Origin of the sequence: Acidovorax sp. (assembly GCF_046294525.1) — a bacterium.
In the GTDB taxonomy this organism is placed as follows: Bacteria; Pseudomonadota; Gammaproteobacteria; order Burkholderiales; family Burkholderiaceae_C; genus Acidovorax.
Window position 1 is genome coordinate 14,118 of sequence record NZ_JBKBKQ010000018.1, and the last position, 20,745, is coordinate 34,862.

18 protein-coding genes and 2 riboswitches are annotated in these 20,745 nt (G+C 67.0%); of the genes, 16 read left to right on the top strand and 2 right to left on the bottom strand.

Annotated features, from left to right (window positions below; translation table 11 throughout):
• The first annotated feature begins 277 nt into the window (after positions 1–277).
• From mnmC to ACK4HJ_RS16035, 10 genes are all read left to right on the top strand, one after another.
• The gene (gene mnmC / locus ACK4HJ_RS15990; RefSeq protein ID WP_409833400.1) at positions 278–2,236 is read left to right on the top strand and encodes an FAD-dependent 5-carboxymethylaminomethyl-2-thiouridine(34) oxidoreductase MnmC; all 1,959 of its coding nucleotides are present in this window, start codon (positions 278–280) and stop codon (positions 2,234–2,236) included.
• 140 nt (positions 2,237–2,376) lie between these two features.
• The gene (locus tag ACK4HJ_RS15995) at positions 2,377–3,180 is read left to right on the top strand and encodes a sulfite exporter TauE/SafE family protein (RefSeq protein WP_409833402.1); all 804 of its coding nucleotides are present in this window, start codon (positions 2,377–2,379) and stop codon (positions 3,178–3,180) included.
• A 10-nt stretch (positions 3,181–3,190) separates the two neighbouring features.
• The gene (locus tag ACK4HJ_RS16000; protein ID WP_409833403.1) at positions 3,191–5,029 is read left to right on the top strand and encodes a nitrite/sulfite reductase; all 1,839 of its coding nucleotides are present in this window, start codon (positions 3,191–3,193) and stop codon (positions 5,027–5,029) included.
• A gap of 12 nt (positions 5,030–5,041) precedes the next feature.
• Positions 5,042–5,422: a DUF934 domain-containing protein gene (locus tag ACK4HJ_RS16005; RefSeq protein WP_409833405.1), complete on the top strand. Its 381-nt coding sequence runs from the start codon at positions 5,042–5,044 to the stop codon at positions 5,420–5,422.
• A complete protein-coding gene (locus tag ACK4HJ_RS16010; RefSeq protein ID WP_409833407.1) occupies positions 5,422–6,069 on the top strand; it encodes a phosphoadenosine phosphosulfate reductase family protein in 648 nt (215 codons plus the stop codon). Before ACK4HJ_RS16005 ends, ACK4HJ_RS16010 begins: the two co-directional genes overlap by 1 nt.
• Before the next feature lie 22 nt (positions 6,070–6,091).
• A complete protein-coding gene (cysD, locus tag ACK4HJ_RS16015) occupies positions 6,092–7,045 on the top strand; it encodes a sulfate adenylyltransferase subunit CysD (RefSeq protein WP_067511677.1) in 954 nt (317 codons plus the stop codon).
• Positions 7,045–8,418 carry a sulfate adenylyltransferase subunit 1 gene (locus ACK4HJ_RS16020; protein ID WP_409833409.1) on the top strand — a complete coding sequence of 458 codons (1,374 nt, stop codon included), beginning with the start codon at positions 7,045–7,047 and terminating at the stop codon, positions 8,416–8,418. Before cysD ends, ACK4HJ_RS16020 begins: the two co-directional genes overlap by 1 nt.
• A gap of 111 nt (positions 8,419–8,529) precedes the next feature.
• Complete coding sequence (fdxA, locus tag ACK4HJ_RS16025) at positions 8,530–8,859, top strand: ferredoxin FdxA (protein WP_008904181.1); 330 nt, start codon at positions 8,530–8,532, stop codon at positions 8,857–8,859.
• A gap of 19 nt (positions 8,860–8,878) precedes the next feature.
• Complete coding sequence (locus ACK4HJ_RS16030; protein ID WP_409833411.1) at positions 8,879–9,949, top strand: NAD(P)/FAD-dependent oxidoreductase; 1,071 nt, start codon at positions 8,879–8,881, stop codon at positions 9,947–9,949.
• 57 nt (positions 9,950–10,006) lie between these two features.
• Positions 10,007–10,111, top strand: a riboswitch (TPP riboswitch).
• A gap of 69 nt (positions 10,112–10,180) precedes the next feature.
• On the top strand, positions 10,181–11,461 hold the full coding sequence (locus tag ACK4HJ_RS16035) for a purine-cytosine permease family protein (RefSeq protein WP_409833413.1): 1,281 nt from the start codon (positions 10,181–10,183) through the stop codon (positions 11,459–11,461).
• Between the two features lie 68 nt (positions 11,462–11,529).
• Here the strand turns inward: ACK4HJ_RS16035 and thiD are convergent, their stop codons facing one another.
• Positions 11,530–12,393 carry a bifunctional hydroxymethylpyrimidine kinase/phosphomethylpyrimidine kinase gene (thiD, locus tag ACK4HJ_RS16040; RefSeq protein ID WP_409833414.1) on the bottom strand — a complete coding sequence of 288 codons (864 nt, stop codon included), beginning with the start codon at positions 12,391–12,393 and terminating at the stop codon, positions 11,530–11,532.
• 69 nt (positions 12,394–12,462) lie between these two features.
• Positions 12,463–12,619: riboswitch (TPP riboswitch) on the top strand.
• A gap of 70 nt (positions 12,620–12,689) precedes the next feature.
• Here thiD and ACK4HJ_RS16045 point away from each other — a divergent pair.
• From ACK4HJ_RS16045 to thiE, 4 genes are all read left to right on the top strand, one after another.
• On the top strand, positions 12,690–13,820 hold the full coding sequence (locus tag ACK4HJ_RS16045; RefSeq protein WP_409833416.1) for an FAD-dependent oxidoreductase: 1,131 nt from the start codon (positions 12,690–12,692) through the stop codon (positions 13,818–13,820).
• On the top strand, positions 13,817–14,014 hold the full coding sequence (gene thiS / locus ACK4HJ_RS16050) for a sulfur carrier protein ThiS (protein ID WP_409833417.1): 198 nt from the start codon (positions 13,817–13,819) through the stop codon (positions 14,012–14,014). Before ACK4HJ_RS16045 ends, thiS begins: the two co-directional genes overlap by 4 nt.
• An 82-nt stretch (positions 14,015–14,096) precedes the next feature.
• A complete protein-coding gene (locus ACK4HJ_RS16055; protein WP_409833418.1) occupies positions 14,097–14,909 on the top strand; it encodes a thiazole synthase in 813 nt (270 codons plus the stop codon).
• On the top strand, positions 14,902–15,822 hold the full coding sequence (gene thiE, locus ACK4HJ_RS16060; protein WP_409833420.1) for a thiamine phosphate synthase: 921 nt from the start codon (positions 14,902–14,904) through the stop codon (positions 15,820–15,822). The genes ACK4HJ_RS16055 and thiE overlap by 8 nt, the downstream gene beginning before the upstream one ends.
• 116 nt (positions 15,823–15,938) lie before the next feature.
• On the opposite strand, the gene ACK4HJ_RS16065 is transcribed toward thiE, so the two are convergent.
• Positions 15,939–18,146: a hypothetical protein gene (locus tag ACK4HJ_RS16065; protein ID WP_409833422.1), complete on the bottom strand. Its 2,208-nt coding sequence runs from the start codon at positions 18,144–18,146 to the stop codon at positions 15,939–15,941.
• A gap of 90 nt (positions 18,147–18,236) precedes the next feature.
• Here ACK4HJ_RS16065 and ACK4HJ_RS16070 point away from each other — a divergent pair, with 90 nt between their 5' ends.
• The gene (locus tag ACK4HJ_RS16070) at positions 18,237–19,760 is read left to right on the top strand and encodes a 3-hydroxyacyl-CoA dehydrogenase (protein ID WP_409833423.1); all 1,524 of its coding nucleotides are present in this window, start codon (positions 18,237–18,239) and stop codon (positions 19,758–19,760) included.
• Positions 19,761–19,781: 21 nt separating this feature from the next.
• Complete coding sequence (locus tag ACK4HJ_RS16075; protein WP_409833425.1) at positions 19,782–20,561, top strand: oxepin-CoA hydrolase, alternative type; 780 nt, start codon at positions 19,782–19,784, stop codon at positions 20,559–20,561.
• Positions 20,562–20,745: the final 184 nt, after the last annotated feature.

A 20,745-nucleotide genomic window follows, 5' to 3' on the forward strand; every position in this document is an offset into this window, starting at 1 on the left:
ACCATTTCTTTGGCAGCGGCGCAGACGCTGCGGCGGGCTACGTCCCGCCCAGTGCGTAGTGGAGCGCAGCGCGGCATTGCAAAAAGGGGTTTCACGCAAGCTTTGTTTTGGTAGCGCCGATCATTTCAAGCATTCACCGCCAGTGATCTAGAACAACGGCTGTTCTGCCAACTTGCTGTAAAAACCAGCCTCAGCACGGCGCCCTTGTGGCGCCCTTTGTTTTTCTGGGCCACGCGCAAGGCTTGCACGGGCCCGGTGTTCAGCACTTGCATACCCCATGTCCGAGCCCATCGACTGGCTGCCCGACGGCACCCCCTACAGCCCCCGCTTTGGCGACCGCTACCACAGCGAGAACGGCGGACTGGACCAGGCCCGCCGCGTGTTCCTGCAAGGCTGCGGCCTGCCAGCGGCCTGGGCGGGCCGGCCCCAGTGGCGGGTGCTGGAAACCGGCTTTGGCTTTGGGCTGAACTTTCTCGTCACCTGGGCTGCCTGGCGCGCCGACCCGCAACGTCCGCGCCTGCTGCACTTCATATCGACCGAAGCCTGGCCTGTCAGCGCCGCCGACCTGCTGCGCGCCACCTCCGCCCACGCTGAGCTGGCACCGCTGGCCGAACAACTGCACGCCCAATGGTGGGGCCTGCTGCCCGGCGTACACCGCCTGGCCTTTGAAAAGGGGCGCGTGCTGCTCACCCTGTACGTGGGCGACGCGCAAGAAATGCTGCGCCAGCAGGCGCCCACGGCCGACTCGGTGTACCTCGACGGGTTCAGCCCGTCAGTCAACCCCGAAATCTGGAACATCCACACCCTCAAAGCCGTGGCGCGCTGCTGCCGCAGGGGTGCGCAACTGGCCACCTGGACCATTGCCCGCGCCGTACGCGATGGGCTGGCCGAGTGCGGCTTCGAAGTGCAGCGTGTACCCGGCGTGCCCCCCAAACGCGACAACCTGCACGCCACCTACAACCCCCGCTGGGAACCCCGCCCCCGCACAGCCACCTTGCCCAATGCCGTCCCCCAGGCCAGCGCGCAGCATCCGCATTGCCTGGTGATTGGGGGCGGGCTGGCCGGGGCTGCCGCCGCCGCCAGCCTGGCCCGCCGGGGCTGGCAGGTACAAGTGCTGGACCAGGCGGCCGAACCCGCAGCGGGCGCGTCGGGCCTGCCGGCGGGTGTGTTTGCACCGCATGTGTCGCCCGACGATGCCGTGCTGTCGCGCCTGTCGCGCAGCGGCGTGCGCACCACCTTGCAGCAAGCCAGCCAGCGCCTGCAGGCGGGCCAGGACTGGGGCCCCACCGGCGTGCTGGAACACCGCACCGACGGCACCCCCGGCTTGCCCACCGACTGGCACGAGGGGCCGGGCGCTGACTGGAGCATTCCCGCCCCCCCATCGGCCCGTGAACAAGCGGGCCTGCCGCCAGACGCCCTGGCCTGCTGGCACACCCGGGCAGGATGGGTCCGCCCACCCCAGCTTGTGCGGGCTCTGCTGCGCGAGCCGGGCGTGTCCTGGCGAGGCCAATGCGCCGTGGCCAGCCTGCGCCCCATCCCGGGGGCCGATGCCGCCACCCCCACCGAATGGCTGGCGCTGGATGCGCAAGGCCAGGTGCTGGCCCAGGCCCCCGTGGTGGTGATTGCCGCAGGCGCGGGCAGCCCCCCCCTGTTGGCCGAGCGCTGGCCTTTGCAACCCGTGCGCGGGCAGGTGTCCTGGGGCCGCTATGGCACAGACTTGCCGCCACCCGCGCCCTTCCCGGCGAATGGACATGGCAACCTGGTGCCGTCGTTTGGCGTGGGGCAGAACACCAACTCCACGGAACAAGCCACCGAGCGCGCCTGGATCATGGGCTCGACCTTCGAGCGCAATGTGACCGAACTGCCCGCCAGCGCGCCAGACCAGCTCGTAGCCCACCAGGGGCAATGGAACAAGCTGCAGACCCTGATGCCCACGGCCGCCCGCGCACTGGCGCCCCGTTTCGAGGCCACCCTGGCGGCTGGTGAGCAGGCCGATGGCGCAGCCGCCCCGGTTGAACACTGGGCCGCCGTGCGCTGCACTGCGCCGGACCGCCTGCCCATCGTGGGGCCGGTGGATGCCGCAGCGCTGCCCGGGCTGTGGGTATGCACCGCCATGGGTGCGCGGGGCCTGACCCTGGCCTTGCTGTGCGGCGAACTGCTGGCCGCCCGCCTGAACGGCGAGCCCCTGCCGCTGGACGCCAAGCTGGCCCGTGCACTGGCGAGTGAGCGGATGTAACAAACGCTGCGTGGACTGCCGGAAAACTGATTGGCCACCAGCTTGGCGCCTCTTACAACACGTCTTTATATCTATATTTGCATATTAGAAGCACAAAACAATAGTTTGCTTCCATAAGAAGCCCCTCTACATTCGCCGCCATGCAGGAATTGGCGTTTGTCTTTGCGGGTTTCGCGGTGGGTCTGATCGTCGGACTCACAGGCGTGGGCGGTGGCTCGCTGATGACGCCCATCCTCATCTTCTTTTTCGGCATCAAGCCCCACATGGCCGTGGGCACCGATTTGCTGTTTGCGGCCTTCACCAAGATGGGCGGCACCGTCAGCCTGGCCCGCCAGCGCCTGGTGCCATGGAAAGTGGTGGGCCAGCTGTGCGCGGGCAGCATTCCGGCTGCCCTGCTGGCGCTGTGGGCGCTGCACACCCTGGGCCCGGCCAGCGCCACCGCGCAGCGCATCATGACCACTACGCTGGGTTTTGCCCTGCTGCTCACAGCCGCCGCCACGCTCTACAAGGCCATTGTTTTTTCTGCCCAGCGCCAGGCCGCACAAAACGCCGCACGCAAGGCCCACACGGGCGACGCCACCCGCCCCCGCCACTGGAGCCTGCCCATGCTGCTGGGCGCGGTGATCGGCACGCTGGTCACGTTCACCTCGGTGGGTGCGGGCGCCATCGGCGTCACGGTGCTACTGCTGGTGTACCCCCTGCTGCCGCTGCCGCGCATCATCGGCGCCGACATTGCCTACGCCGTGCCATTGACCCTGGTGGCCGGGCTGGGACACGCGTCGCTGGGCTCGGTGGACTGGCCTTTGCTTGCACAATTGCTGGCTGGCTCGCTGCCGGGTATCTGGCTGGGCTCGCGCCTGGTCACCCGCACCCCTGAGCGCCTCATCCGCTCTGCCCTCTCCCTGCTGCTCGCCTGGGCGGGCTTCAAATTGATTCTGATCTGAGTGCTCCACGATGTACCAATACACCGACTTTGACCGCCAATTCATCCGCCTGCGCGCCGAGCAGTTCCGCGACCAGCTCGAACGCTGGCAGGCCGGCAAGCTGCCCGAAGAACATTTCCGCCCCCTGCGCCTGCAAAACGGCTGGTACATCCAGCGCTACGCACCCATGCTGCGCGTGGCGGTGCCCTATGGGGAGCTCTCCAGCGCCCAGTTGCGCGTGCTGGCCCGCGTGGCCCGCGAATACGACCAGCCCGAGCCCGCGTTGCTGGCCGAGGCCCAGGCCACGCAGGAAAAGCTGGGTGCCATTCCGCTGGCCGACGGCCGCCGCATTGGCACCAAGCTGAAGTACGGCTATGGCCACTTCACCACGCGCACCAACGTGCAGTACAACTGGATTCCGCTGGCAAAGGCCGCGGACGTGATGGACCTGCTGGCCACCGTCAACCTGCACGGCATCCAGACCAGCGGCAACTGCATCCGCAACATCAACAGCGACGCGCTGGCCGGCATTGCCGCCGACGAGATCGCCGACCCGCGCCCCTTCACCGAGATCCTGCGCCAGTGGAGCACGCTGCACCCCGAGTTCTCGTTCCTGCCGCGCAAGTTCAAGGTGTCCATCAACGGCGCCCGCGAAGACCGCGCTGCACTGGGCTGGTATGACGTGGGTCTGCAGCTCGTCAAGAACGACGCGGGCGAGCTGGGCTTCAAGGTGCGCGTGGGTGGCGGCATGGGCCGCACCCCCACCATCAGCCCGGTGCTGCGCGAGTTCCTGCCATGGAACCAGCTCATGAACTACCTGGAGGCCGTGATCCGCGTGTACAACCGCTACGGCCGGCGCGACAACAGCTGGAAGGCGCGCATCAAGATTCTGGTGAAGGCCGAGGGCCAGGCGTACGTGGACCAGGTGGAAGAAGAGTTCCGCCAGATCGTGGAGATCGAAGGCGGCCCCCACACCATCACGCAAGCCGAATACGACCGCGTGGCCGCCAACTTCCGCGAGCCCGACCTCGACCTCTCGCCCGCCAACGCCGAGGCCGAAACCCTGGCCCTGCTGCGCACCGCGGCAGAGGAGGACAAGGACTTTGGCCGCTGGCTCACCCGCAACGTGCTGCCCCACCGCCACCCGCAGCTGCGCGCGGTGATGCTGTCGTTCAAGCGCCTGGGCTACGCCCCTGGCGACGCCACCGCCGAGCAGATGGAAGCCGCCGCCGACCTGGCCGACCGCTTCTCTGCCGGTGAGATGCGCGTGACGCACGAACAGAACCTGCTCTTGCCCTGGGTGCGCCGCGACCAGCTGCCCCAGCTGTACCAGGCCGCCAAGGCCCTGGGCCTGGCCAAGCCCAACATCGGCCTCTTGACCGACATGATTGCCTGCCCCGGCGGCGACTTCTGCTCGCTGGCCAACGCCCGTTCGTTGCCGATTGCCGAAGCCATCACCGAGCGCTACCAGGACCTGGACGAGCTGTGGGACCTGGGCGAGATCGACCTGCACATCAGCGGCTGCATCAACAGCTGCGGTCACCACCACAGCGGCCACATCGGCATCCTGGGCGTGGACAAGGATGGCAAGGAGTGGTACCAGATCACCCTGGGCGGCGCTGATGGCTCCAACCTGTCGGGCCCTGCCACGCCGGGCAAGATCATCGGCCCCTCGTTCAGCGCCGCCGAAGTGCCGGGCGTGATCGAGGCCTTGCTGAATACCTACCGCACCGAGCGGCAGCTGCTGGCCGATGACGCGCAAGGCCCGCGCTACGAGAACTTCATCGACACCGTGCGGCGCGTGGGGCTGGAGCCCTTCAAGACCGCCGCCAATGCGGCCCGCCACCCCGTTGAAACCGAAACCGCCTGAGGGTTCATAACTATGAAACTAATAGCTGCTCACGAGCACCAGCCAAGCCCTGCAGGCCTGAAAGTCATCGAACTTCCCAACGACGCCAACCCGTTCGAGCTGGACCTGGCGGGCGTGGACCGCATTGACCTGCAGTTCCCCAAGTTCACCGATGGCCGGGCCTTCAGCCAGGCCCGCCTGCTGCGCGGCCGCCTCAAATTTGCGGGCGAGTTGCGCGCCACCGGCGAAGTGCTGATCGACCAGCTGGTGCAGATGGCCCGGTGCGGCTTTGACGTGGCCGTGCTGCGCGAGGGTGTGGACATGGCCGACGCCCAGCGCCAGTTCGACCGTTTCAAGGGCTTCTACCAAGGCGACGTGACGCACCCCCTGCCCCACTTCCGCGAGGCCGCCTGATGAACACCAGAGCCCCCCAAGCCGTGAGCCAGCTCGATCTGGCCACCGTCAACGCCGACCTGGGCCACAACGCGCCCGCCCTGGTGGAATGGGCCCTGGGCCTGGGCAAGACCAGCATCGTCACCACCAACTTCCGGCCTTTTGAAGCCGTGATCCTGCACATGGTCACGCAGGTGAACCCGAAGGTGCCCGTCGTGTGGATGGACAACGGCTACAACACCGAAGCCACCTACCGCTTTGCGGACGAGGTAACGAAGCAGCTGGGGCTGAACCTGAAGATCTATCTGCCACTGCGCTCGCGCGCCCACCGCGAGGCGGTGGAAGGCCCCACGCCCGCGCTGGACGACCCGCGCCACGCCGCGTTCACCGCCGAAGTGAAGCTGGAGCCCTTTGCCCGCGCCCTGCGCGAGACCGCGCCCGAGGTCTGGTTCACCGCCCTGCGCGCCACCGACACCGCCGTGCGCGCACAGATGGACCCGGTCAGCATCAACCCCGATGGCCTCATCAAGGTGGCGCCGCTGCTGCACTGGTCGTCCAAAGACCTGCACGAATACTGCGTGAAGCACGGCCTGCCCAACAACTTTGACTACGTGGACCCGACCAAAGGCGAAGACAACCGCGAGTGCGGCCTGCACATTGCGCACTGATCCGCCCGCCCAAGGCCCGACCATGAACGCCCGCACCGACTCAGCGCTGCTTGAGAAAACCAACAACATGAGCTACCACCTCAACAACTCGCACCTCGACGCCCTGGAAGAAGAAACCATCTTCATCTTGCGCGAAGTCGCCGCCGCCTTCGAGCGCCCCGCCCTGCTGTTCTCGGGCGGCAAGGATTCGCTGGTCATGCTCAAGTGCGCCGAGAAAGCGTTTGGCGCGGGCCGCATCCCCTACCCGCTCTTGATGATCGACACGGGCCACAACTTCCCTGAAGTCACGGACTTCCGCGACTTCCGCGCGAAGGAACTGGGCGCCGAACTCATCGTGCGCAGCGTCGAGGATTCGATGGCACGCGGCACCGTGCGCCTGGCACACCCGGGCGAGTCGCGCAACGTGCACCAGTCGGTCACGCTGCTCGAAGCGATTGAAGAGTTCCGCTTTGACGCCTTGATCGGCGGCGCCCGCCGCGACGAAGAAAAGGCCCGCGCCAAAGAGCGCATCTTTAGCCACCGCGACAGCTTCGGCCAATGGCAGCCCAAGGCCCAGCGCCCCGAGCTGTGGACCCTGTTCAACACCCGCCTGCAGCCCGGCGAGCACTTCCGCGTGTTCCCCATCAGCAACTGGACCGAGCTCGATGTGTGGCAGTACATCGACCGCGAGCAGATCGGCCTGCCCAGCATCTACTACACGCACAAGCGCCAGGTGGTGGACAAGAAGGGCCTGCTGATGCCCGTGACCGAGCTGACACCAGCGCGCGAAGGCGATGTGGTGGAAACGCGCGACGTGCGCTTTCGCACCGTGGGCGACATCACCTGCACCGCACCGGTCGAAAGCACCGCAGCCACCCCGGCCGAGATCGTCATCGAGACCCTGGCCGCCGACGTGAGCGAGCGCGGCGCCACGCGCATGGACGACAAGACATCGGATGCTTCGATGGAGAAGCGCAAAAAGGACGGGTACTTCTGATGACCACTACCAATTCGATAGCTGCCAGCGCTTATTCAGCAAGCGCTAGCGCCCCAAATGACCATATTTCCGCACTCAAGTTCATCACCTGCGGCAGCGTGGATGACGGCAAGAGCACACTGATCGGCCGCCTGCTGGTGGACAGCAAGGCCGTGCTGCAAGACCACCTGGCTGGTGTGCAGCGCCAGGGCGAGACCGACTTGGCCCTGCTGACCGACGGCCTTAGCGCCGAGCGCGAGCAAGGCATCACCATTGACGTGGCCTACCGCTACTTCGCCACCGAAGAGCGCAAGTTCATCATCGGCGACGCCCCCGGCCACGAGCAGTACACCCGCAACATGGTGACGGCCGCGAGCAGCGCTGACGCCGCCGTGGTGCTGGTCGATGCCACCAAGCTCGACTGGAAGAACCCCGGCCTGGCGCTGCTGCCGCAAACCCGCCGCCACAGCCTGCTGGTGCACCTGCTGCGCGTGCATTCGCTAGTGTTTGCCGTGAACAAGCTCGACGCGGTGGAAGACCCCGCGCTGGCCTGGAAGCACATCCAGGGCGCGCTGCAAGCCTTTGCCCAGGCGGCAGAAATCACCGTGCGCGCTACGGTGCCCGTGTCCGCCCTCAAAGGCTGGAACGTGGTCGATGCCCATGCGGGCTGGTGCGGCTACACCGGCCCCACCCTGCTGCAGGTGCTGGAAGAACTGCCCAACACCCCCGCCGACACGGCGCTGGCCCCGGCCTTCCCGGTGCAGTGGGTCGAGAAATTCTCGTCGTCCTCCGACACCAGCCAGGGCCGCCGCGTGTTCTGGGGCCGCGTGGCTGCTGGCAGCTTCGCACCTGCCACCGCCGTGCAGATCTTTCCCAGCGGCCAGCTGGCCACGGTGGCGCAAGTGCTAGACCATGCCCGCCGCCCCAAGGACGTGCCCGCGGGCACGAGCGCCGGCATCATCCTGGACCGCGAGGTAGACGTATCGCGCGGCGACTGGATTCTGGCCGCGCCCACGGCTGCTGCAGCGCCAGCTGCCGACGACGACTTTGGCGACACGCCCGCCGCCACCCCCGCCTGGCCCGCCAGCCGCGAACTGCGCACCACCATCGCCTGGATGGACGATGAGCCTCTGGTCGCTGGCCGCGTGTACTGGGCGCTGCATGGCCACCGATGGGTCAAGGCCAAGGTCAAGGCCGTGGTGCACAAGCTCAACATCAACACGCTGGCCGAAGAAGCCGCCACACAGCTCGACCCCAATGCGATTGGCCATGTTCAACTCGTGCTGCAAGAGGCCATCCCCGCTGCGCCGTTCACCCAGGCCCGCGTGCTGGGCTCGCTGATCCTGGTGGATACGGCCAGCCACAAGACGGCCGGTGCCGTGCTGGTCAACTGACCTGGATCAGCGCCTACCGACCCGACATCTCCCCCGCGAGAGGCCCCTGTAACCAAAGGGCGGTGAAAGCCTTAAAATCGAGGGTTTTCACCGACCCACACAACTCCTGTCATGACCCACGTCGTTTCCGAAAACTGCATCAAGTGCAAGTACACCGATTGTGTGGACGTGTGCCCCGTGGACTGCTTCCGCGAAGGCCCGAACATGCTCGTCATCGATCCCGATGAGTGCATCGATTGCGCCGTCTGCATCCCCGAGTGCCCGGCCAACGCCATCTTTGCCGAAGAAGATCTGCCCGCAGACCAGATCGCCTTCATCAAGCTCAATGCCGACCTGGCCTTTGCCGACGGCTGGAAGAGCATCACCAAGCGCAAGCCCGCACTGCCCGACGCCGACGAGTGGAACGGCAAGCCGGGCAAGGTCAACGAACTGATCAAGTAACCCGCCGCGCGCCCCGCTTGTGACTGAGACTTTGCAAGCGCCCGCAGTCGTAGAAACCGATGCCGTCGTCATCGGCGCGGGTCCCGTGGGGCTGTTCCAGGTCTTCCAGCTGGGCCTGCAAGGCATCACCGCCCACGCCATCGACGCCCTGCCCCATGCGGGCGGCCAGTGCGTCGAGCTGTACTGCGACAAACCCATCTACGACATCCCGGGCATCCCCGTGTGCACCGGGCGCGAGCTGGCAGGCCTGCTGCTTCAGCAGATCGCGCCGTTCAAGACCCAGTGGCACCTGAACACGCTGGTGTCTGCCCTCACCGTACAAGCGGACGGGCGCATGCTGGTCGAAACCTCGCAAGGCGCACAACTGCTGGCCCGCAGCGTGTTCATCGCCGCAGGCGTGGGCGCCTTTGTGCCACGCACGCTCAAGGTGGACGGCATCGAGCGCTTTGTGGGCACCCAGCTGCACTACCAGAACCTCCCCGCCAGCTTGGATGTGGCCGGGCGCCACGTGGTCGTGCACGGCGGCGACGAGCCCGCCGTGGCCCGCGCCGTGGAACTGGCCGAGCAAGGCCAGGCCGCCCGCGTGAGCCTGCTGCACCGCCGCGACGTCTTCCAGGCGCCTGAAGACTTGCTGCAACGCCTGCAGCAATTGCGCGAAGCATGCCGTATCCACGTCGAGGCCGCGCAGATCACCGGCATTGACACCGTGCGCGACCGCCTCACCGCACTACAGGTGGTGGATGCGGACGGCAGCACCCGGGCCCTGACGCTGGACCTGCTGGTGGCCGTGCTGGGCATCTCGCCCCGCCTCGGGCCCATTGCGGACTGGGGCCTGGCCATGGACCGCAAACAGCTGGTGGTGGACACCGAGGCCTTCCGCACCAGCGTGCCCGGCATCTACGCCGTTGGCGACATCAACACCTACCCCGGCAAACGCAAGCTCATCCTGTGCGGCTTCCACGAGGCCACGCTAGCCGCCTTCGGCGCCGCCGAGGCGCTCAAGGGCGACAAGGTGGCCCTGCAGTACACCACCACCAGCCCACGGCTGCACCAGTTGCTGGGTGTGGCACCCGCCCCTGCGGCTGCCTGACCGGGCGCGCAGCGGCTACACACGCCACTACAATCCGCAGCGCGCTGCTTTTGCAAGCGCTACCGCTAGGGGTGTCGAAACGGGCCCGCCTGTTTCGACTGAGAGAGTCCCTTTGAACCTGATTGAGATCATCCTCGCGCAGGGAAGCAAGTCCGCCATTGCACGGCTCTGAACACGTCAGGGCGCGCCGGCGGGCCGCCCCTGCTCTGTATCTGCTTACGGAGCCAATCCATGTCCTCATCCCCCGCCACGCACGCTACCAACGAAGCGCTGGCCCCCGTCTCCCCAGACCGCCGCGTCTTCCAGTGGCATGACCACGCCTCGCTCTGGTTCAGCCTGGGCGTGGGCCTGCTGGTCATGCAGGTGGGTGCGTACCTGATGCCCGCGCTGGGCACCAAAGAGGCACTGATTGCCATCGTGGCCGGTTCCATCGTGGGCGCGGGCCTGCTGGGCTGGGTGGCCAAGCTGGGTTGCGACAGCGGCCTGGCCAGCGCGGGGCTGATGCACGCCGTGTACGGCCGCACGTTTGCGAGCCTGCCCATCATCCTGAACATCGTGCAGCTGGTGGGCTGGGGCACATTCGAGCTGGTGGTGATGCGCGACGCCACCGTGGCCATCGGCCAACAATCAGGGGCCATGGCCGGCGCCCAGTGGCCCGTGCTGGCCACGCTGCTGTGGGGCGGCGTGGTGATGCTGCTGATCAGCGGATCGATGGTGCAGCTGGTGCGCAAGGTGATTGCGCGCGTGGCGCTGCCGCTGGTGGTGCTGTCGCTGCTGTGGCTGTCGTGGCAGTTCTTGTCGCTGGCTCAGGCCCAGGGTTTTGAAGCGCTGTGGACGCGCCAGGGTGCAGGCGGCATGGGCGTGTTGCCCGCGCTGGACCTGGTGATCGCCATGCCCATTTCGTGGCTGCCCCTGGTGGCCGACTATGCGCGCCATGGCAAGAACGGTGGCTCGGCATTGCGCGGCACCTGGCTGGGCTATGCGCTGGCCAACATGTGGTGCTACAGCCTGGGTGTGCTGGTGGCGCTGACCTTGCCGAGCAAGGACCTGGTGCAGGCGCTGCTGCTGGCCCAGGGCGGACTGATTGCGCTGTCGCTGATTCTGATTGACGAGGTGGATAACGCCTATGGCGATACCTATTCGGGCGCCGTGTCGGCCCACAGCCTGCTGCCGCGCTGGGGCGTGCGCAAGTGGGGCCTGGCCATGGCGGCGGTGTGCACGGCCCTGGCGCTGGTGCTGCCCATGCACAGCCTGGAGCCTTTCCTGCTGCTCCTCAGCTCGGTGTTTGTGCCTCTGTTTGGTGTGATCCTGGGGCGTCTGGCCTTTGGCACCAATGCGCCCGCGCTGCTTGCCGCAGCGGGTAAGGTCAATTGGGTGCCAGTGGCTATCTGGCTGGCGGGCATTGCGTTGTACCACCTGGCACCCAAGGTATTGCCAGGCGCAGGGTCGGCCCTGCCAGCGCTGGCGTTCAGCTTTGCGCTGGCCTTTGCCACACGGCCGAAATCGCGTTGATACGCTATGGAATTGTGAGCTGCTAGCGCTTGACGGACAAGCGCTAGAGCCCATAACGACTGAAATTTCTAAAGCACCAGCTGCGCGACGGGCGCGTAGCCGTGGTTGAGCGGGCCATGGCCACGCCCTGTGGTCACATCAGCGCCCGCTGCGATGGCGCCCAGGATGTAGGCACGCGCGCTCTCCACGGCCTGCTGCAGGGGCAGGCCCTGCGCCAGGTGGGCCGCAATGGCCGATGACAAGGTGCAGCCCGTGCCGTGCCCGTTGGGTGTGGCAATGCGTGCGGACTCCAGCCGCTGCCGCACGCCGCTGCGGGTGGCCAGCACGTCCACCACCCAGTCTCCGGGCAGGTGGCCGCCTTTGAGGAGTGCCGCGCGGGCACCCAGCGCGCACAGCGCCTGCGCCGCTTCATCCAGCGTGTTCACGCCCTTGATGCTGCGCCCCAGCAGCCACCCGGCCTCGTCCAGGTTGGGGGTGATCAGCTCGGCCAGCGGGAACAGCTCCTGCACAAGTACGCCCACGGTTTCCTGCGCGATCAGCCGGTCGCCGCTGGTGGCCACCATCACCGGGTCCAGCACCACATGGGGCAGCTGGTAGCTGCGGATGGCATCGGCCACCACGCGCACCACCTCCGGCGAATGCAGCATGCCGATCTTGACGGCGTCCACGCCGATGTCCTGCACCACGGCGTCGATCTGGGCCTTGAGCATCTCGGGCGGAACGCCGTGGATGCCGGTGACGCCGCAGGTGTTCTGGGCGGTGATGGCCGTGATGGCGGTCATGCCATAGCAGCCAAGGGCTGCAAAAGTCTTGAGGTCGGCCTGAATGCCTGCGCCGCCGCCGCTATCGGAGCCCGCAATGGAGAGCACACGCACATAGCGGCGTGTGGAAGGCTCGGATGGTGAGGAGGACGGCGGGGTCAAAGAAGTCATGGCAAAAATTATGGCCTATGCGCCAGCGCAAAAAGGGCGGCGCGGGCTTGTGCTGTAATTTGATTTTTCCGGACGAAACAGGGGTGTCCCGCCATTGAGAACCTGTTCTTGGGCGTGCGACTGAGAAATACCCTGGGGCTGCACAGAACCCTGCGTTGCGTTGCGCGCAATGGCCCCGCTACCCGATCCAGGTCATGCTGGCGTGGGGAGTTTCTTTTCAAGCGGCACAGCCCCGTTTTGTCCCTATGCACCTTGCTCGCGCCTCGCCTGCAGCACACGGACAGACCACAACGCCTATGCCACTGCCACCCTCCTCCTTTGCCATCCTGGGCGCAGGCCTCATGGGCCGCCTGCTTGCAGTGGAACTGGCCCGCCAGGGCCACCGCGTGGACATCCATGACGCGGGCAGCCCCGCCGCCGAAGGCTCGGCCGCCACGGTGGCCGCCGCCATGCTCGCGCCCCTGGCCGAATCGGCGATCACCGAACCCGGCGTGGTGCGCATGGGCCACCATGCCCTGGCCCGTTGGCCGCAGCTGCTGGCGCCGCTGGCCGAGCCGGTGTTCTTTCAGCAAGCAGGCACGCTGATCGTGTGGCACCGGCAGGACGCCGCCGAAGCCCAGCGCCTGACGCGCCAGCTGGAGGCCAACCAGCACACCGTGCCCGAGCTGCCCCGGCTTGAAAAGCTGGGCAGCGACGGCCTGGCCCAGGCCGAGCCCACGCTGGCCCACCGCTTTGCCCAGGGCCTGTACCTGCCCGGCGAAGGCCAGCTGGACAACCGCCAGCTGCTGGCCGCGCTGGTAGTGGAGATGGAGCGCCTGGACGTGCGCGCGCACTGGCACAGCCCCCAGTCGCCCGACACCTTCACCCCCGGCGCCCCGGGCCAGCCCGACTGGGTGCTGGACTGCCGGGGCCTGGGCGCCAAGAGCCAGTGGAGCGCGCTGCGCGGTGTGCGCGGCGAGGTGGTGCGCATCCACGCGCCCGATGTGACGCTGCAGCGCCCCACGCGGCTGGTGCACCCGCGCTACCCTATCTACATCGCGCCCAAACAAGATCACCTGTTTGTCATCGGCGCCACCGAGATCGAGTCCGACGACCTCTCGCCCGCCAGCGTGCGCTCCACGCTGGAACTGCTGAGCGCTGCTTACGCCGTGCACCCCGGCTTTGCCGAAGGCCGCATCCTGGAGCTGGCCACGCAGTGCCGCCCCACGCTGCCCGACAACCTGCCCGCCATCCGCCAGACGCAGCCGGGCGTGCTGGAGATCAACGGCCTGTACCGCCACGGTTTCATGATCGCCCCAGCGATGCTGGATGTGACGCTGGAAGTGCTGAACACAGGACAATCACAGCTTTCGCAGCGTTTTGATATGGCGTTGGACCTGGCACCAGCATCCGAGCCCACCCCCAACGTCGCCGCCGCCCTCGCATGAACATCACCATCAACCAGACCCCGCACGACCTGCCCGACGGCGCCACCGTGGCCGATGCCGTGGCCGCCATCGATGCACGCCCGCCTTTTGCCGTGGCCGTGAACACCACCTTTGTGCCCAACACCGGCTACACCGCCCGCACGCTGCAGCCCGGCGACAGCGTGGAAATCATCTCGCCGGTCACCGGGGGCTGATCCCGTACAAAAAATTTGAATTAAATTGGCCTCTAGCGTTTATCCATAAAGCGCTAGCAGCTATCAAAACCATAGTAAACCCATGACCACTCCGACGCCGCAAGACCCGCTGGTGCTGTACGGCCAGACCTTTGCCAGCCGCCTGCTGCTGGGCACCTCGCGCTACCCCTCGCCCGCCGTGCTCGAAGCCGCCGTATTGCGCGCCCAACCCGCCATGGTCACCGCCTCGCTGCGCCGCCAGGGCAGCAACTCAGCCGAAAGCGGCAGCAGCTTCTGGGAGCTGCTGCGCAAGCTCAACGTGCCCGTGCTGCCCAACACCGCTGGCTGCCACAGTGCGCAAGAGGCCATCACCACCGCACAGATGGCGCGCGAAGTGTTCAACACCCCGTGGATCAAGCTGGAGCTGATCGGCGATGACTACACCCTGCAGCCCGACACGCTGAACCTGGTGGGTGTGGCCGAACACCTCATCAAGGAGGGTTTTCAGGTGCTGCCCTACTGCACAGAAGACCTTGTGCTGTGTCAGCGACTGGTGGATGTGGGCTGCCAGGCCGTGATGCCCTGGGCAGCCCCCATCGGCACCGGCCGGGGCCCCGTCAACCCCTATGCGCTGCAGACGCTGCGCGATCGCCTTCAAGTCCCGATGCTGGTGGACGCGGGCTTGGGCCTACCATCACACGCCTGCCAGGTCATGGAATGGGGCTTTGACGGAGTGCTGCTGAACACCGCTGTGGCCCTGGCCCAAGACCCCGTGGTCATGGCCGGTGCGTTTGCCGACGCGGTGAACGCCGGCCGCGCCGCGCACCGGGCGGGCGCCATGTCGGCACAAGACGCCGCACAGCCCAGCACACCGGTGCTGGGCACCCCTTTTTGGCACCATGCACAACATGGCTGATACCTCTCAAATCTCTCAACTTGCGCAAGACATTGTTGCGCACCATGCAGCCACGTTTGCTGGCTTTGCACCCGAGCCCATGCCTGCGCCCACCCGCGACGACGCGACCTATCTGGCGGCCCTGCAGGCGTGCAGCACCCTGGGTTTCATCGCGCACGATGCCGAGTGCGTGGCGCAGGCCTGGCAGGCACGCGCCGTACGCACCGGCAGCGCGCAGCCCGAGGCCTGGCCCGACGCGCCAGAAGACTTCGGCCTGCAGCCCGTACCGCGCGCACAGGCGTTTGCGGCCTGCCCGCACAATCTGGGCCTGTACGCCGTTCTGCCCGATGCTGCCTGGGTGGGCCGCATGGCCCGAGCGGGTGTGCCCACGGTGCAGCTGCGCTTCAAGTCCGACAACGCGGCAGCCATTGAGCGCGAAGTGCGCGCCGCAGTGCAGGCGGTGCAAGGCACCGGCGCACTGCTGTTCATCAACGACCACTGGCGCGTGGCGATTGACGCAGGCGCGTATGGCATCCACTTGGGTCAGGAAGACCTCGACGCGCTGAGCGCGGCGGATTTGCAGGCCCTGCGCGGCTCCGGCCTGCGCTTGGGCGTCAGCACCCACGGCTATGCCGAAATGGTGCGCGCCGACGCTGTGGGCCCCAGCTACATCGCCATGGGGGCGGTGTTCCCCACCACGCTCAAGAAGATGGCCACGGCCCCGCAAGGCGTGGGCCGGCTGGGGGTGTATGCGCGCCTGATGCGCCACTACCCGCAGGTGGCCATTGGCGGCATCGGCGCGGAGCAGTTTGCGCAGGTACTGGCAACGGGCGTGGGCTCTATCGCCGTGGTGCGCGCCCTGGTGAACGCGCCTGACCCGGAGGCCGCGGCGGCGCAGCTGCTGCGGCACATGAGGCCTGCGGTTGCGCCGTGACCATGAGAGCATGCGTGTGCCGGCGGTTGTAAGGTAGCGTCACACACCAAGATGGGAGCGCCGATTGAACGCTCCAGCACCATCCGAGCAACAACCAAGCAGCGCCCGTGTTGGTGTTACTTGGGTTGCGTCTTGCGCAGTTGCTGCTGTTGCTGCTCCAGCTCCAGCCGCAGCTCCATGAGGTCGTTGTCCATGCCAAATCCCACAGGCTGGCCCGCCGGTGGAGGCGCAGTCACCGGCACCGGGGGCAGGTCGCTAAGGGTGAGGTGTGGCGGGTCAGACAGGTCCAGGTCCAGCGGTACGCTGCGTGAATCCGGGTCCAGGGCCGCAGGCGCCGTAGCTACCTGGGCCGCAGCAGCCTGCCGCGCCACCTCTGAAGGCACCAGGTCAAAGTCGAACTCCAGACTGGAGGCCATAGAGTCTGGCGGCCGGTCGTCCTTGCGGCGGTGGCCGACCGGAGCTTCTACCACCAGGGTTTCGGTGCGCGGCGGTGCCAGGGGCGTGGTGCGCTTGCGCGGCGGCGGTTCACCGCGCGCACTGGCCGGCGTGGTCTGCGCAATGGACAGCAGCAACAGCAGGTCATCGTAGGCAGCCAGGTCAAAGGGCTCGACCGCCTCTCCGCCGGGACTGCGGAACAGGAATTTCTCCAGCAGAATCAACACCGACGGCGACGTCCATTCGGCTTCGATCTCGGCCAGCGCATCCGTGTAGTGGTACAGCATGCGGCCCGTGCGATGAAAGCCGGTGAACTCCGGCACCTGCGCGTTGAACGACAGCATGAACTGCTTGCGCAACTGCGTGAACTCGTCCACCCGGCTGAGCGTGTGGTACAGCCGCAGAAGCTCAAGGTACGCCAGCGGTGACGATTCGCGGTGCTCAGCGATGTGCTTGCGAAGTACATCAATGGCTTGCTGGTGCTCACCCACCGACACAAAAAATTCAGCCTGCTGCTGCACGTCGAACAGCTCTTCGGGGTTGACGATGTGCATGGCCGCAGCGGCGGCTGGCGCCGACGAGGCCACTGACGTGGGTACAGAGGCTGCGCCAGTCGGCACGGCACGCAAGGCAGGCTTGGGCGCCGCCGCGGGTCTGGCAGCATCATCCCGCGGCGCATGGCCGCTGACGGCGGGGGATGTGGAAACAAAGGGCTCGTACACCGGCACCGGGGCCGACACCGGGACCATGCCTGAGGGGGTGGGTAGCGCGTCGGACGGCGTCCACGTGTCGTTGGGGTGCGGTGTGAGGCCCATGGCCGCATCGTGCGCCGCCTGCGCCTCGCGGTTGCCCAACGCCACGGAGTCGCGCCAGGCCGCCACGGCTTTGTCGGACGCACTGCGCAGGCGGACCCAGGTGCGTGCAAGCGCCAGCAGCGCCAGCAGCAGCAACGCCGCCAACGCATACACCACGGTGGCCGGGAAGCGCTCTTCCTCGGCCTGCGCGAGTTGCTGCTGCAGTTGAGCAGCGGCAGCGCGGTCTCGGCTGGCCTGGTCGCGCAGCGCGGCGGCTTCGGCCTCCAGGGCCTTGACCCGGTCCGTGTCTTGCAGGTCTTGCAGGTCCTGCGGCTGCACGTTCAGCGCCTTCCACTGTGCGGCAGCCTCGGCGCGTTTGGCTGTGGCCTCTTCAGATGGCGTAGTCAGCAATTCCATCGATGGCCGCAGCGTCAAGGGGCTGTCGAGCCAGACATCCAAGGGCTCCACCACCAGCCGCGACCGCGGAGTGGCCTGCTGCGCGGCCCGTGGCGCAGTTCGCGCGGGCGGCACAGCATCGGCGCTTTGCGGTGGGCGCACAGCGGGGCGTTGCGGCACACGGGGCGCGGCACGTTCGGCGGGTGCGGGCTGAGGGGGAATGCGTGGTGGGGATGCAGTTTCGGTAGACGGCGCGGCGGCGGGCGCTGCGGCGCCACCTTGCGCCGCCTGCGCCAGCCGCGCCACATCCACAGGCGCTGCGGTTCGGGGCACGGCCAGCGGAAAGTCGGCTAAAAAGGTATAGGTCCGCGTGGTCTTGCCCGCGCAGCCTGCGGTCAAGGTCACCGTCAGCACAGGCTCATCCACCGCCACTGCGGCTTGCACCCGCACGGCAGGCGTGCGCCCGGGTGCACCGGGTGCATCAGCCAGCGGCGTCACGCGGACCTTGGCTGCGCCAATCGGTGTGTCACCGGCACGCAGCGCAGCGTCAATGCATGACGAGGCCACGTCGGAGCCCGGATCAGGCTGCACTTCGAACGTCAGATCCACCGGACCACCCAACACCACAGCCCCTCGGCTGGCGCCCAAGGTCAGCGCCGAAGCGCCGGTGGCAACCACCCAAAGACCGGCGCCAAACATGGTGTTACGGATATTCACAATAAATTCTGGTCCAGGTTGCGGAGATTCTTGCACATAAGTCCTGCCCAAGGCCAGAGCCATAATGGCGCTATGAAAATTCAGTATTCCAACATCGCCGTCGTCGGCGCCGGCGCCATGGGCCGGGGCATTGCGCAAATTGCAGCCCAGGCCGGAAGCCAGGTTTTTTTGATGGATGCCAACCCCGGCGCTGCAGACGCCGCGAAGGCGGCACTGAACGAACAATGGGGCAAGCTGGTCGCCAAGGGCCGCATTGACGAAGCGCAGGCCGCCGCCTGGGGCGCACAGCTGCACACGGTGCAGGCGCTGGGCGACTTGGCCCATTGCGACCTGGTCATCGAGGCCATCGTCGAGCGGCTGGACGCCAAGCAGGGATTGTTCTCGCAACTGGAATCAGTGGTCCGCGAAAATGCGGTGCTCGCCACCAACACTTCGTCGCTTTCTGTGACCGCCATCGGCGCTGCGCTCAAGCACCCCGAGCGGCTAGCGGGGTTCCACTTCTTCAACCCCGTACCGCTGATGAAGGTGGTGGAGGTGATAGCGGGCCTCAAGACCAACCCCGCCTTGTGCACCGATCTGGCCTCCTACGCACGGCAGATGGGCCACACGCCCGTGCAGGCGCAAGACACCCCCGGCTTTATCGTGAACCATGCGGGGCGCGGCTACGGCACCGAGGCCCTGCGCATCGTGAGCGAAGGCGTGGCCGACTTTGCCACCGTCGACCGCATCCTGCGCGACCAGGTGGGCTTCAAGCTGGGGCCCTTCGAGCTGATGGACCTGACGGCGCTGGATGTGTCGCATCCGGTGATGGAATCCATCTACCGCCAGTACTACGACGAACCCCGCTACCGCCCCAGCGTGATCACCGCGCAGCGCCTCGCCGGCGGCGTGGTGGGCAAAAAGGTGGGCGAAGGGTTTTACCGCTATGTGGATGGAGCGGCACAGGTGCCTGCTGAGCCCCCCGCGCACGTGGTGGCGGACATGCCGCCGGTGTGGGTGTCGCCCCGCGCGTCCCGCCGCGCAGAGCTGTACCAGTTGCTCAAGGACCTGGGCGCAAGCATTGAAACCGGCCAGTCTCCCTCGCCGGCCGCAATCACCCTAGTGGCACCGCTGGGCTTTGATGTGACCACGGTGGCCGTGGTGGAGCGGCTGGATCCGGCGCGCACCATTGGCATCGACATGCTGATTGACGACGCCGCCACCAAGCGCCGCGTGCTGGCCACCAACCCTGCGACGCGGATTGACATCCGAAATGCCGCGCACGCGCTGTTCGCCCGCGACGGCAAGGCCGTGAGCGTGATCCGCGACAGCGGCGGCTTCGTCACCCAGCGTGTGGTGGCCACCATCGTCAACATCGCTTCGGACATCTGCCAGCAGGGTATCTGCTCGCCCAAGGACCTGGAAACCGCCGTGACCCTGGGGCTGGGCTACCCGCTGGGCCCGTTGGCCATGGGCGACCGCTGGGGCCCCACCAACATCCTCGAAGTACTGTTCAACATGCAGACTGTGTACGGCGACACACGCTACCGCCCCAGCCCGTGGCTGAGGCGGCGTGGCGCCATCGGCCTGAGCCTCACGCATGTAGAAGAAAACTGAACTCCCGTACCAAGGCCACCCATGCCCGCAGAACTCCGAAGCACCAGTCAGGGCCAGACCCTCATCCTGACCCTGAGCAACCCCGAGCGACGCAATGCCATCGACCCGTCGATGTACGCGGCGGGTGTGGAGGCCCTGAGCGTGGCCGAGAGCAGCGCCGACATCCGCAGCGTGGTCATCACCGGGTCGGACGGCATGTTCTGCTCTGGGGGCAACCTGCAGCGGCTGCTGGCCAACCGGCAGCAGCCGCCCGATGTGCAGGCCCAGAGCATTGAAGGGCTTCACAACTGGATCGAGACCATCCGCACTTACCCCAAGCCCGTGATTGCAGCGGTGGAAGGCGCAGCCGCCGGTGCGGGCTTTTCGCTGGCACTGGCTTGCGACTTCATCGTCGCGGCACGCAATGCCGTGTTTGTAATGGCCTACAGCAATGTGGCCCTGTCGCCCGATGGTGGCGCCAGCTGGAGCCTGTCGCAGGCCCTGCCCCGCCAGATCGCCACCGAGATCCTCATGGCCGGGGACCGCATTGGCGCAGAGCGGCTGCATGCACTGGGGCTGGTCAACCGCGTTGCCGAGGCAGGCTCGGCACTCGACTCCGCGCTGGCGCTGGCCGCGCAACTCAACACCAAGGCGCCCAACGCGCTGGCCAGCATCAAGGAGCTGCTGAACGAAGCGCCGCAGGCCAGCCTTGCGCAGCACCTGGGCCACGAGCGCGACCACTTCGTGAAGAACCTGCACCACATCAACGGTGGCGAAGGGATCTCGGCTTTCCTGGAAAAGCGCGGGCCACGCTACCAGTAGCCCCGCACAACTGCGCCCTTCCCTGCAAACCCCTGGCCGCGCCCTTTGCGCCCAGGGGTTTTTTGTTGCGTGCCTGGCTGCAGACAGGTTACGCCGCGCTCACAACACAGAGCCCACAGACCACAGACGCGCAGGTGACAACCCTGACGCAGCATGCAGGTCCCTGACGTGACAATGGACCTGT